Consider the following 12,896-nt stretch of genomic DNA (forward strand, 5'->3'; position numbering starts at 1 on the left):
ACCATGAGCGCGCTGCAGATCGTCGGAGTGCACGGAATCAGGCAGGGATCGGCCGCGACGACCGCAGGGCTGAGCGACAGCTGGCAGACCACCCTTGACGCGGCACTGTCCGCTGATCCTGGCAGCGGGATCAGTGCCGTGGTGACGGTCCCCTCCTACCAGACCGTCTTCCCGCGGACGCCTACCAGGTTCGTGCGGCTCGGCGGCCAGGAGGCGGGCGCACTGTCGGACGACGCCCCCATCGACGAGGAGGAAGAGGCCTTCATTCTCCGGGCGCTGGCCGCCTATGCGCCCTCCGCTGCCGAGGACGACTCCCCCGAATCCGGTCTCACTCTCGGGGAAGGGCCGCTCACGCCCCGGATCGTGCGCAGGATCCAGGCCGTGGACCGCCAGATGGGCAAAGGCGTGACGGGCCGCATTCTGTGGCTGGTGCGCGAAGCCCACGCCTACCTGCGCAACGAGGAGACGGCTGCCGCCGTACGCGCGGCGGTTGCGGGGGCACTGGCCGCCACGGGCGCCCGCTTCGTCGTTGCCCACTCCCTGGGCAGCGTGGTGTTCTACGACATGCTCCGCCGCGGAGAGGCCACGGAGGTGACCACACTGGTGACATGCGGGTCCCCGCTCGGCTGGCTGGCCGGCCGCAAGGGCATCCATACGGAAGACGAGCCGCTGGCCGTCCCCACCGGTGTGGAGTGGACCAACCTGCACGCCGCGAAGGACTTCGTCACAGGATGCGCAGGCCTGTCCCGCTTCGCAGCAGGCGTCACGGACATCGAGGTGAACAACGGCGCGTTCCCCTTCTGCCACGACGTCCACCGCTACCTCGACAAGCCCGCCCTCGCCAGCGTCATGGCCAAGGCGCGCACCGCCTGAAGGAGCAGACCGGTTCACCCGGACCCTCGCGTCCGCCGACGGAGGAACGGGCGTGGAGGAGCCTGAATCGTCGAAGCCGTCTCGGGCTGGTCCGTGGCGAGATGGCCGCTGTCGGAGTTGTTACTGACTCTTCCCTTGCACCCGATGCCACATCAGGTGCCTTGTTGTCAGCGGTCGCGCAATTCCCCAAGACCTTCGTGATCAGCTTCACGTAATTCCCCATTGGCGCTGGGGGTGCGAGTCGACCAGGAGCAGCACTGCTCGGTGGAGCGGCCGAGCGACGCACGGGCTGCTGTCGTAGGCGGGTGAGAGTCTGGGCCCGTGCTGATAGAGGGATTTGAGAATGCTTCGGTCGTAGCCGGGGAAGAGCTCCTGGCGTTGCCGGGGTTCTGGGCGGCTTACCTGATGTGGCTGAGCCAGACGGAGGAGGACGACGACACCACTCCAGGATGGTTCGGTGTCGACGGAGCCGATGCCGATGCTGCCTGGGAGGCGCTGAACGGTGAAGACCAGTGGCCTGTCTTCCGGATCCCGTTCGCGGGGTGACGGAGGCGGCCATGGACAGATAGGCGGGCCAGTCGGGCCGCATCGGCTGTGGCACCAGCGTCTGGGCCTGGAGCACAGCCGCGTCCACTGCCTTGGTGCCTTTCGGATGCAGGACGGCCGCGGTGATGCTGCGGGTGGCCACGTCCACCGCCATCGTCAGCTCCGGCCGCCGAGCCTGGCCGTCCTCGCACACGACCATCACGTCCAGCAGAGTGCTGTCCATCATCACCAGCTCACCGGGCAGCGTCGCGACCGTCGGAGTGAACACCGGCACCGGCCGGGACGCGCGCCGCCGTTCCCCGGCGGCCGTCGCCGCCAGCCCCTCCTGCCTCGGCGAGAGACCGCACCAGCCGGTTGAACGTGGCCATCGGCGGCACCGCCACCGTTCCGGGCCCGTGGGTGTCCTCCAGCAGCCACCCCACCTGGCGCCGCAGCCGGCTCAACGTCGCCGTGGAACGCCCCTGCTGCTCCTCCAGCGCCCGCTTGATCGCGGCCACCACCCGCGGATCGGCCCGCCCGAACGCGGACCGCTCCCGTTTCAGCCGGCCGTCGACGAGACCCATCCTCCCTGCTCGCGGTGGCGGGCTCGCATCCGGCCCACCGTGGCTACGCTGACCTGCTCCCCGGCTGCGGTCAGCTCGGCGGCCTTGGCCGCCTCCCGTTCGGCAAGCCTGTACATGGCGGGGTCGTACTCGGGTCGGGGTGGCCAGTCCCGGTGGGGCCGGATGTGGCCAGTCTCGACCTCCAGGATGTGCCGCTCCCAGGCCGGGGCCTTCTCCCGGACCGCGGCGTCAAGCCCGTCCAGCGGACCGTGGACGGGAACACGCGGCGGCCGCCCCGGCCGGCGGGGGTCCAGGACAGCGAAGTCCTGGGTCCTGGCGCCCTCCTCGGCGACCAGTCGGTAGCGCTGCCCGTCCAGGCCGGCCAGAACGTGGACGCCACCGTCGAACCGGATCCGGTCCCCGACTTCGATGACGGCTGCCGGACGCTTCACCGCTCTGGGTGCTTGCGCCGACCGGCCGGCACGGCGGTCACGAGAGTCTCCTCGAACCCTGACCGATCTGGGGGAGCGGCGGGACGGACCAGCCGTGCCGGCGTGCTATTTTTGTGAGCGATCGTTCAACTATGGGGGTACCGGTGGGCCGCAAGCAGCTCTGGGATCAGGCGGACGTACTGGCCCGCGCCATGCGACTGTTCCGCCGCCGCAGCTACCTCGGGGCCTCGCTGCGGGACATCGAGGAGGCGACCGGACTGCATCCGGGCAGCCTCTACCGGGTCTTTCAGAGCAAGGAGGGCCTGTTCTGCGCCGCACTGGACGCCTACAACGACCAGGTGGTGCAGGGCCGCGTCCACGCCCATCTCCTGGAACCGTCGGACCCTGTGGCGGGCATCCGGTCGTTCTTCACCTCGACGTTCGAGACCGGCCTCGATCCCGATCCGGGATGTCTGCTCACCAACACCGCGGTGGAGTCCTTCACCGTTCCGCAGGCCGCCGCGGGAGTGCACCGAGGGCTGGAGACGATCGAGTCCGGCTTCGCCGACGCGCTGACGCGCGCCCGCGCTCTGGGCCTGCTGTCGGCGGATCTGGACGTCGAGGTGTCGGCAGCCCGGCTGCTGGCGCTCTATCAGGGCCTGCTGGTGCTGGTCCGGGCCGGCGCCCCCGTCACGAAACTGCACACCATCACCGAGGGCGCAATGGCGTCGATCGGCTCCGACAAAGAAGGACAGCGATGAGCGACTCGCAGCAGCTCTGGACGAACTACGCCGCGTGCTGGTCGGCCGACCCCGGCGAGCGGCTTGCCGCACTCGGCGCGGTCGCGGTCGAAGACGTCGCCTATCGGGACCCGGGCACGGAGGTCGGCGGGCTGACCGAGCTGGCCGCCTACATGGCCGGATTCGCCGGAGCCTTCCCCGGTCACCGATTCCGTATCGACGAGGTAGTCGAGCACCACGACCGGTCGCTCGCACGGTGGACCCAGCTCGGCGAGCAGGACGAACCCGCCATGGCGGGCGTGAGCACCGCACTCCACCGCGACGGCCGGCTCGCTGACATCACCGGGTTCTTCCTCCCCGCGTAAGCGGATCCCGCAGTCTCGCCCAGCCTGTCGCCGACAGGCTGGCGCCGCTCGGCGAGGTCACCGGCCACCGCCACTTCGGTGGCCGGGCACTGCTCCGACACGAAGACCGTGTCCTCCGTCGGGGCACCGACCGCAGCCGCCGACCGGGCTGCCGTGCCATCTCGGGCAGGGGCGTGGTCCGTGTCAGCGTTGCGGGAGTCGGCAGACTCTCGACACGGCGACTCAGTGGTGCCGTCCCCGCTCCGATCCGGCGAGGGCGGAGCCGCTCGCGGCCTGTTCGGGGAGCCGCCGTAGCTTCGGGTGGGCCCGTCAGGTGGTCGTCCAGCGTTGCACCGTCTCTTGGTCGTGGGTGAGCCAGGTGCCGTCGCCGAGGGGCACGGCTGCAACTCCCGGAGCCTGGGGGTAGTCCAGTTCGGCGACGGGCTCGAGTGTGCGTGCGTCGAGGAGGAGGTGGATGCCCTCCTCCGCCCACTGCTCCTCGGCCGCCACGACCAGGATCCGGTTGTCGTCGACGAAGCCCGGGGTGTAGCCGACGAAGACCCACTCATCGGGCAGTACGTTGCGGGCTTCGACGATGACGTCGTCAGCGCCGTCCTGCGTGCGGCAGAGGTATCCCCCGCCGACGTCCTGGCTGACCAGCACCCCGTCCGCACCGAGTCCGACGTAGGGTTCTTCAGCAGTGCCCGCCGCCCGGACGCCGAGCCCGCCGGCCGCGTAGGTGACCAGGAGGCAACGGGCGCCGTCCTGGCCCATGGAGGCGGTCAGCAGGACCTCGGAGCGTGCGTCCGGGAACTGCTGGAAGGCGTAGGTCGCCGAGAAGGTCGGCAGGACGTGCTCGCTGAGCACTTCGCCGGTGGCCAGGTCGAGGGCGCGGCAGATGTCGCCCGCGGAGAGCCCATCGGGTCCGACGGGACCGGCCATGGTCGCCAGGAGGACTCGGCCGGCGGGGTCGGGGGTGCACGCGCCAGCGGCCTCGGGCGATTGCTGCCAGTCCCGGTGACGGTGCTCCCAGCGGACGGTGCCGTCGGGCTCGTGGACGGTGACGGCCTGGCGGGTGCTGATGGCCAGGCCTCCGTCGGGCAGCGGCGAGCAGTACGGGCTGGGGTCGTCGGGAGCCGGGTCGGCCCACACGGCGCGGTCGGCGAGCACCCGGGACGGGTCGGTGCCGACCCTGCCGACGGTGATCGTGCCCTCGTGCCGGGTCACGAGCCGGTGCGCGCCGTCGCGCAGGAGCCAGCCGTCCATGTTCCCGAGCGCCTCGGCGATACCGGGCAGGGATTCATGGGCGAGCAGCCGTACGGGTACGCGGGGGTGGTTCATGTGCTCGTCCTAGTTCGGGTCCGGGGTATAGCGGCTCGGCCAGTAGAACTGCCGCCGGTGGGTGGGTTTGTCGTCACCATACGTCGGCCCCGCGAGCATGCCCTCGATGCGGATGATGGGAGCACAGAAATCGGGACAGACGCTGCGCATGGCCGCGCCGTGGGTGGGCAGCCAGTCATCCGAGCCCTTGCTGTGCAGGCGGCTGAGGTAGTGGAGGATGTTCTGCTCCGCATGCCCGCCTGGGACTTTGGGCGGTGTCGGGGGGAGGTACTGGTCGTTCGGGAGTGGGTACAGGCCCATCTCCTGGGCCAGCTTCCGCTGGGCGGGAGTCAGTTTACTCTTGCTGGTTCCGGCGACGATGAGGACGTCCTTGCCCTTGTGGCGTGTGGCGATGATCGCGACGGTCTGCCCCTCCCGTTGCCGCTTGTTGGGCAGGACCTGGGAGATCTTGTGGGCCATGTCTTCCAGGCCCTGCATACAGGGCGCCAGGCCGAGGGGGTCGGCCTCTGTGGCGGGGTTGGTGACGTAGCCGGCGGGGTTGGGGGCGGGGTCCAGGCCGAGGGGGTCGGGGCTGACGTAGCGGCCGGTCTCCGGGTCGTAGTGGCGGAAGAAGTTGTAGTGCAGACCGGTTTCGGGGTCGGCGTACTGGCCCGGGAAACGCAGAGGGGTGTGGGCGGTGGCGTCCCGGTTCCAGGCGGTGGCGCCCCACTGCGTGGCCCGGCTGTGCCAGGCGGTGGCGCCTGTGTGGTCGACGAGTTCGGTCGGTGTGCCGACGAGGTCGGTGACGATTGCGAAGAAGCGGGAGTCGACGGACTCCTGGCCTTCGGCGGCGTTGTGCGTTGTACGGTGCTCGGCCTGGGCGATCGGGCGGTGATCGTCGTACTCCCAGGTCAGGGTGGTGCCGGTGGCCGAGTCGGTCTGTTCCGCCAGGCGACTGCCGTCCCAGCTGAACAGGGTCTCGGCGACGACGGTCCCGTCGGGGGCGTGCTGCCGCTTGGCGGTGCGGCGGCCGAGCGGGTCGTAACGGTACGTCCACCGGGTGCCGTCGGGTGTGGTGCACGCGGTCAGCCGGTCTGCGGCGTCCCACTCGTAGCGCCAGACGTCCGGCTTGCGGGATATTCGCTTCTTGCGCCGCTCGACGATGCGGCCGGCCGCATCGTAGGTGTAGTGGAGTCCTCCGGCGGATGTCAGCCGGTTTCCGCTGTACGCGCGCGGCCCGCGGGACTCGGGGTGCGGGGCCTGGTCGGGCCAGTGCGCGGACGTCTGGTTGCCCTCGCTGTCGTAGGCGTAGGTCTCCGTCCAGTGGTGGGCCGAGATGCGCAGTGGGCGTCCCGCCGGGTCGAGTTCGTAGTGCCTGCTGCTGCCTGTCAGCCCGTCGGTGACGGTTTCGAGCCGGTCGTCGGCACGGTACGCGTAGAGGCGGGAGCTGAGGGTCCGGCCCTGAGCGGTGAGACGGTGCTCCCGGACCCGGCCCGCGGTGTCGTAGGAGGTGCCCAGGACCACGGGCCGCTCGGGGCTGCCGAAGGACCGGGCCACTTCGCGGCCTGCGGCGTCGTGGGCGAACGTGATGCCGTATCCGTGGAGGGCGAGGTGCGTGCGGTTGCCCGCTTTGTCGTGGGTGAGGTGGGTGGTGGCCCCGCTGGGGGTGACGCGGCGGGTCCGGCGGGAGAGGGCGTCATAGCTGTACCGGCTGGTGCGCCCGTCGACGGTCTCGGCGACGGTGCGGCCCATGGCGTCCCACTCCAGGGCGAGCCTGGAGCCGGCGGAGTGTGCCTCGGTGAGGCGCCCGGACCGGTCGTAGACGTACGTGGTGACGGCGCCGTCGACGTCACGGGCGGTGACCCGGCCGGCGTCGTCCAGGTAGGTGGTGACCTTCTGACCCAGCGGGTTGGTGCGGGAGCGCGCACGGCCTGAGGGGTCGTAGGCGTAGCGCAGGGTGCGGCCGTCGAAGTCGGTTTCGGAGACCAGGCGCCCGACGGCGTCGTACGCGTAGCTCCAGGTGAGTCCGGCAGCGTTGTGCACCTCAGTGAGGCGCAGTTCGGTGTCGTAGCGGAACTCGTAGCGCGCTCCGTCAGGCGTGGTGCGGGAGGACGGCTGGTCGAAGTGGGTGTACTCATAGCGGGTGACACCGCCGTTGGCATCGGTCTCGGTGAGGCAGTTGCCCTCCCCGTCGTAGGTCCATCGCTGGGTGGCGCCGTCGGGACGGGTGTGTGAGGTGAGGTGTCCCTCAACGCTCCACGTGCATGTGGTGACGTCGCCGTCGGCGTCCGTGACCGAGACGGGCCGGCCGAAGGCGTCGCGGGTCAGGGTGGTCGTTCTGCCTTGGGCGTCGGTGTGGGACAGGACCATACCGGCGTCGTCCGAACGGTAGGTCTGGCAGATGCCCAGCGGGTCGGTGACGGCGGCCAGGGCGCCGTTCGCGTCATACGCGTACCGGGTGGTGGCCCCGTCCGGGGTAGTGAGGGTGGTGTTGTTGCCGCGGTCGTCATAGGTGCGGCGCCACACGCTTCCGTCGGCAGCGGTCACAACGGTGGGCAGACCCCGATCGTCGTACTGCATGGTGGCGAAGGAGCCATCCGGTTCGCGTACGGAAGTGAGGTTGCCGTGCTCGTCCCAGGTGTAGCTGACGGTACGGCCCTGGCTGTCGGTGCGGCTCAGGAGCCGGTCGTAGCGGTCCCAGACCTGGCTGACCGTGTTGCCCAGGGGGTCGGTCTCGGCGACGACCTGGAGGAGGTGGTTGAGCAGGAAGACGCTGGTGGCGCCGGTGGAATCGGTGTAGCGAGTAACGCGGTTCTCGGTGTCGTAAGCGAAGGAGGACGACAGGTAGCCGTCCGGCCCTACGGTCTGTACGACGCGGCCGGCGCTGTCGTACACATACCGGAAGGTCGAACCGTTGCGGTCGGTCCATGAGGTGATGTGATCGCTGTCGTCGTAGGAGAAGCGGAGCGGCAGGCCGGACGAATTGGTCACCGCGTTGAGACTGCCGCGTTCGTCGTAGCCGTACGTCATGACGGTGACCGGGCCCGCCTGGGTACGCAGCAGAAGCGAGTCGATACGTCCGTGGCTGACCACGATCTGAACCCGGTAGCCGCCGTGGTGACTGACCGTCGTGGGCGCTCCATCGCTTCGGCGGGTGAACGTGATGCCGTTGCCGTGGCGGTCCTCGATCCCGGTGAGCCAGTACGCCGGCGAAGTGTTGTACGGGCTGCCCGTGAAAGAGCGCGTTGTACCGCTGTGCGGGTCCGATATTCGATAGGTCGTCTGCGCGTCGGCCTCCTCGCTGTACGAGAGAGGCAGCCTGGGCCCTTCGAGCGGCAGGACGGGATCGCCGCCTTCCTCCGGGAAACGGGGGTAGACGAGGAGTGAGCCGTCCTCGCGCGCCCAGATCACACCGCCACCGAGCGGGTCGGCTTCCAGGCGTTCGTCCAGCGTGGATGCCCAGCTGCGGCCGAACCACTGCCCGTAGCGGTACCCGGAGAGGTGGGTCCGGCCAAGGGTGAGCGGCAGGGTGCCGGGGAGGGCGAGGTCGGTCTGGGGCAGCGTCATCTCGCCCGTGGCTACGTCGACCGGGTCGTTCTTGCAGGTCTTGCCATTCAGCGGGATGCTGTTGCGCCGGGGATCGTCCTTTGCGCCATGCAGCGAGTCCGGCTTCGTACGGACGTCCGCACCGTTCTTGCGGTGGTTTACACCTCCACCTGCGCCGCTCTTGCCCTCGCCACCTCCGCCGGAACCTTTCTTCTTGATGCGGTTGAAGTCGTCGTGGAGGGCTTGGTCGTTCTTCTTGTGATCGGTGGATATCTGCTTGACGGCCTTCGGGAGGGTCTTTCCGACGTGGTCGCCCATCGCCTTGGTGGCTTTGCTGAGGGCTGCCATGGCCTTGTCGGCGACGGGATCGATGGCCTGCGCGATGGAGTCGCGGCCGCGAGTGCGGCCATGGTGGTGCTTGGCTTTGGTCAGCTTCGAGGTGGTCTTGCCGTGGATGCCGGTGCTGACGTGGGTGAGGTTGTTGCCCGCGCGGTGGTGTTCGTCGTGTTCGATGTGCAGGTCGATCAGACCGGTGCCGGTGCTGCCCGTGGTTGCGCCATCGGCGGATGCCAGGTGGAGCGACTCCTTGCCCGACTGGACGCCGTCGCTGAAGCCGTCCTTGCCTGCCTTCTTCGTCTGATCGAGGTCGACGCCGTCCTGGATGCCCAGGGCCATGGAGCCAAGCTGGACGACGAGGTCCGCAGCCATACCCTCCAGGGCGGCGACAGCCGGTTCGGTCATGGCGGAGACGATGTAACCAACGGCTTCCTCGGCGCATTCTTTGATGAGGCGCTTGATGACTTCCTGCGTAGCGCGCATGGCGCCTGCGCCGATCAGCATCGACAGACCACCGGTGACCGGTATGAGGGAGAGGGCGATGCCAGCCTCGGAAGCCAGATATCCCAGTTGGACCAAGGCCGCGCCCTTCATGGCGACAACGGCGTCGGCCGCCAGTTCCATCGCCCCGGCGATGGTGCGGGCCGCGCCGGCAATGTCCTTGAAGTGCTTGCCCTTGACCTTGTTCCAGTGCCGGTTCAGAGCCTCGATCGACTCGCCCTTGCTGGCGGACAGCAGGCGTTCGACGTGGTTGTTGGCGAGCTGGCCGTCGTCCAGGAGGTCGTCTGCGAACTCACGGAGCGCGTCGGCCATCTCACGGTAGGCGTCCTCATCGACGTTGGGCCAGGCCACACCGATCAAGTCAAGCAGTGTGTCCGCCCAGTCGGGCACCGTAACCGACATACCCCACCCCCGTGGTCAAATCTGATCAAACAACCGAACAGTCATACCACGGGGCCACTCTGACGGGTGATCCGCATCTGCGAACCGGACACCCAGTGCACATGGAGCCGCCGAGGTTGACGTGGCGCGACACCCACATCGCACTTTGACGCCCCGGCCCTCTGCTGCTGGGGAATGCCCTTGTGTCGTCGTCACTCTCGCGCCGGCCGTAGCGGAGCACGGTCCTGCACGGCTCCTTGAGAACTGAACGTGTGCTCCCGATTCCACGCCTGGCGGCCCTGCCGACGCAGGGGTGGACCGGGGGCTGGGCGCTCGCACGGTCTGCCCCCGCGGGCTCGTCGGGTTCGGGATCCTCGTTGGATGAGCTACCGCACGGTGACGCGTTTTTCCTCACGAGCTTCGAGCTCTGGACACGGCGTGCGCCCGTGCGGCCTTGCGGTGCCGCGCACGGCTGACGAGGTGGCGGGCCTTGGAGCCCTGGAATTAGTGCGCCGTGCGGCCCCGCGTGCTCGTCTTCGAGAACGGCACCGGAGAAGGGGCGGGATCCATGGACGTGTTCTGCGGGATCGACTGGGCGGAGGGACACCACGACGTCGCGCTCGTCGATGACACGGGCTGGCTGCTGGCCAAGTGCCGGATCAACGATGACCTGGATGGCTACCGGGTGCTGCTGGATCTTCTGGCTGAGCACGGCGACACTGCGGAGACGCCGATCCCGGTGGCCATCGAGACCAGCCGCGGCCTGCTGGTCGCCACGCTGCGGCAGGGCCCCGGCAGATATACGCGGTCAACCCGATGGCTGCCTCCCGCTACCGCGACCGGCACGGAGTCAGCCGCAAGAAGTCGGACCCGGGCGACGCCCTGGTGCTCACGAACATCATCCGCACCGACGCGCCGGTGCACCGCCCGCTGCCCGCCGACACCGACCTGGCCCAGGCCGTCGCCGTCCTGGCCCGCGCACAGCAGGACGCGGTCTGGAACCGGCAGCAGGTCGCCAATCAGCTGCGGTCTCTGCTCAGGGAGTACTTCCCGGCGATGATCGAGGCGTTCAGGGACAAGCCGGGAACCCTGACCCGCCCCGATGCCCGCCGCATCCTGGCCGTTGCGCCCACACCTGCTCTGGCCGCCAAGCTCCAGATGTGGAGGCTGACCGCCATGCTCCGGCGGGCCGGCCGCCGGCGGGGCATCGAAACGGACGCCGAACGAATCCAGCAGCTCTTCCGCGAGGAGGCCCCGCGGCAGCTGCCCCTCGTCGAGGACGCTATGGGCAAGCAGGCACTGGCCCTGCTGCTGCAGCTGGACGCCGCCTGTCAGGCGGTCGATGACCTGGCGCGGGCCACCGAGGAAGCCTTTCGGTCACACCCGGACGCGACGATCATGCTGAGCTTCCCCGGGATCGGTCCCCAGGTCGGTGCCCGCATCCTGGGCGAGATCGGCGACGACCGGACCCGGTTCGCCACGGCTGGAGGGCTGAAGGCGTACGCCGGCCGACCTGCTCGCCAAGGGCGTCTCCCCGAAGAAGGCGTTCAAGGCCGGCGCCCTCGGACGCCGCGTGATGGTCACCGGCGTCGACTTCGTGTTCCGGCCGCAGCCGACGATCTACCTGGCGCTGGGGGATGAGGAGACCCGCAGGGTGATCGAGGCCGCGCACGAGCGGGCGATCGTACGGGTGCTGGAGTGGATCGAGGACGAGGTCGCGGTGATCCGGTACGGCAAGGACGGCATCTACCGGGTGAGGCCGCCCGGCGGTCTGGTCGCCGCGCGCTTCCGCCACTACGAGGCACGCTCCGGGATGCCGCTGCTCCATGACCATCTGCTGCTGTCGGTGAAGGGACAGCGCCTGGACGGGAAGTGGGGCTCGATCCACACCACGGCCCTGCACGAGGCCACCGTGTGCGCCTCCGCGCTCTACAACGAGCTCGTTGCTGCAGAGGTCTGCGAGGCGCTCGGGCTGGCGACCGAGCCGCGCATCGTCACCCCGGGGCGCCGGCCTGTGATGGAGATTGCCGGGGTGCCGCACGAGCTGATCCGCCGGACCTCCCGGCGCAGCGACCAGATCGCCGCCTGCCTGGAAGAGCTGGAGCACGAGTACGTCACCGCCGTCGACGACGACGGCGAGCTGAAGTTCCTGCCCGTGGTCTCCGAGCGGGCCCGCGCCAAGCTGAACGCCATGGCCGCCCGCAAGACCCGCCCGCCCAAGCAGAAGACCCTGCCGCTCGCGCAGTTGCGCGCTTGGTGGAAGGCGATCGCGATCCTCACCTCCGGGGTGGCCGCCGACGTCCCGCGCGTCCCCGGTATCGCAGACGAGGCACACCGCCCCGTCGACTGCGCCGGGCGCCTCAGGAGGCGGTCTGGGCGGCGAGGGGCTTGTCGGGGGTGGTGGTCGGGGTGGGTCTGCGGAGGGACTGGTCGGAGTTGAGGACCGCCCGGTAGAGGGCGTGGATGTGGGGAGAGGGTTCGAGGCCGAAGCGGCCCGAGAGCTCGTTGCGCAGGTCGCGGTAGATCTCCAGGGCTTCCACGCGGCGCCCGGCGCGGTAGAGGGCCAGCATGAGGTGGGCGTGCATCTGCTCGTGGGTGGGGTCTCCGGCCGCGTGGGTGAACAGTTCGCCCAGGAGTTCGTAGTGCCGTCCCAGTCGGAGTTCGGCGTTGATGCAGCGGTCGAGTACGGCCCGGCGGCGCTCTTCCAGTTCCCTCGCGCGGATGGTCAGCAGCGGTCCGGTCGCCAGGTCGGCGAGGGCCGGGCCGCGCCACAGGGCGAGGGCCTGGCGGAACCGGGTTGCGGCCGCGGCGTCGTCGCCGGCTGCGACCGCGCGGTGGCCGCGCTCGGCCAGGCGCTCGAACTCGTCGGAGTCGACCTGGGTGAGTTCCGGGTTGAGCTGGTAGCCGCCGGGCCGTGTGACGATCACGACTCTTGGGTCGGTGGCGGGCGCGCCTGTCGTGGCGAGTGCGCGAAGTTTGCCTATGTAGGTGTGGATGGCTGCGCTCGCGCTGCGCGGAGCCTGCCCGGCCCAGAGTTCCTCGGTACATTCCGTGAGCGACACCAGGCGGCCGCGGTGGAGGGCCAGCAGGGCGAGCAGTTTGGCCTGTTTCGTTGCCGTCGGGGTGACATCGACTCCCTTGATATGCACAAGTAACGAACCCAGCACCGAGATATCCATCAACCCCCCCGAAGTTAGTGGTTAGCCACTAGTCACATAGCCTAGAAACTTCTGAACTGAGTTGTCAATGCACATTCATGTGACGTGGGCGGCATCGGCGCAGGTGGAAGGCTCTTTCGCGTACCGCCGGGCCGGTGCTGCGAAGCGGAACTAAAGC

10 protein-coding genes and 1 pseudogene are annotated in these 12,896 nt (G+C 69.4%); 6 read left to right on the top strand and 5 right to left on the bottom strand.

What is annotated here, in order from left to right:
* The first annotated feature begins 3 nt into the window (after window positions 1–3).
* Together IF09_RS42045 and IF09_RS42050 are read left to right on the top strand one after the other, a co-directional pair.
* Window positions 4–873, top strand: coding sequence for a hypothetical protein (locus IF09_RS42045; RefSeq protein WP_051833107.1), 870 nt, complete (start codon window positions 4–6; stop codon window positions 871–873).
* Between the two features lie 321 nt (window positions 874–1,194).
* Window positions 1,195–1,419, top strand: coding sequence for a hypothetical protein (locus IF09_RS42050; protein WP_051833109.1), 225 nt, complete (start codon window positions 1,195–1,197; stop codon window positions 1,417–1,419).
* Window positions 1,420–1,652: 233 nt separating this feature from the next.
* Here IF09_RS42050 and IF09_RS42055 read toward each other — a convergent pair whose 3' ends face one another.
* Window positions 1,653–1,982: a hypothetical protein gene (locus IF09_RS42055; RefSeq protein ID WP_051833111.1), complete on the bottom strand. Its 330-nt coding sequence runs from the start codon at window positions 1,980–1,982 to the stop codon at window positions 1,653–1,655.
* The gene (locus tag IF09_RS42060) at window positions 1,958–2,413 is read right to left on the bottom strand and encodes a hypothetical protein (RefSeq protein ID WP_051833113.1); all 456 of its coding nucleotides are present in this window, start codon (window positions 2,411–2,413) and stop codon (window positions 1,958–1,960) included. Before IF09_RS42060 ends, IF09_RS42055 begins: the two co-directional genes overlap by 25 nt.
* A gap of 131 nt (window positions 2,414–2,544) precedes the next feature.
* Here IF09_RS42060 and IF09_RS0130180 point away from each other — a divergent pair, with 131 nt between their 5' ends.
* Entirely contained in the window at window positions 2,545–3,153 is a 609-nt protein-coding gene (locus IF09_RS0130180; RefSeq protein WP_234321194.1) for a TetR/AcrR family transcriptional regulator, read from the top strand.
* Entirely contained in the window at window positions 3,150–3,497 is a 348-nt protein-coding gene (locus tag IF09_RS0130185; RefSeq protein WP_030301082.1) for a nuclear transport factor 2 family protein, read from the top strand. The genes IF09_RS0130180 and IF09_RS0130185 overlap by 4 nt, the downstream gene beginning before the upstream one ends.
* A 309-nt stretch (window positions 3,498–3,806) precedes the next feature.
* Here IF09_RS0130185 and IF09_RS0130190 read toward each other — a convergent pair whose 3' ends face one another.
* A complete protein-coding gene (locus IF09_RS0130190; RefSeq protein ID WP_030301083.1) occupies window positions 3,807–4,817 on the bottom strand; it encodes a hypothetical protein in 1,011 nt (336 codons plus the stop codon).
* A 9-nt stretch (window positions 4,818–4,826) separates the two neighbouring features.
* Entirely contained in the window at window positions 4,827–9,530 is a 4,704-nt protein-coding gene (locus tag IF09_RS0130195) for a DUF6531 domain-containing protein (RefSeq protein ID WP_051833115.1), read from the bottom strand.
* A gap of 598 nt (window positions 9,531–10,128) precedes the next feature.
* Between IF09_RS0130195 and IF09_RS40810 the strand changes: the two are divergent.
* Window positions 10,129–11,069: pseudogene (locus IF09_RS40810) on the top strand (IS110 family transposase); the annotation flags it as partial.
* 4 nt (window positions 11,070–11,073) lie between these two features.
* A complete protein-coding gene (mobF, locus tag IF09_RS0130205; protein ID WP_078613539.1) occupies window positions 11,074–12,000 on the top strand; it encodes a MobF family relaxase in 927 nt (308 codons plus the stop codon).
* On the opposite strand, the gene IF09_RS0130210 is transcribed toward mobF, so the two are convergent.
* Window positions 11,921–12,709 (bottom strand): AfsR/SARP family transcriptional regulator, encoded by a 789-nt coding sequence (locus IF09_RS0130210; protein WP_051833119.1) that lies wholly within the window; start codon window positions 12,707–12,709, stop codon window positions 11,921–11,923. The genes mobF and IF09_RS0130210 overlap by 80 nt on opposite strands.
* Window positions 12,710–12,896: the final 187 nt, after the last annotated feature.

The sequence above is a fragment of the Streptomyces katrae genome, from assembly GCF_000717655.1.
Classification (GTDB): Bacteria; Actinomycetota; Actinomycetes; order Streptomycetales; family Streptomycetaceae; genus Streptomyces; species Streptomyces katrae_B.

Coding starts and splice junctions, on each gene's coding strand:
- IF09_RS42045 (WP_051833107.1), top strand. CDS start 4: ATGAGCGCGCTGCAGATCGTCGGAGTGCACGGAATCAGGCAGGGATCG.
- IF09_RS0130190 (WP_030301083.1), bottom strand. CDS start 4,817: ATGAACCACCCCCGCGTACCCGTACGGCTGCTCGCCCATGAATCCCTG.
- IF09_RS0130180 (WP_234321194.1), top strand. CDS start 2,545: ATGGGGGTACCGGTGGGCCGCAAGCAGCTCTGGGATCAGGCGGACGTA.
- IF09_RS42055 (WP_051833111.1), bottom strand. CDS start 1,982: ATGGGTCTCGTCGACGGCCGGCTGAAACGGGAGCGGTCCGCGTTCGGG.
- IF09_RS0130185 (WP_030301082.1), top strand. CDS start 3,150: ATGAGCGACTCGCAGCAGCTCTGGACGAACTACGCCGCGTGCTGGTCG.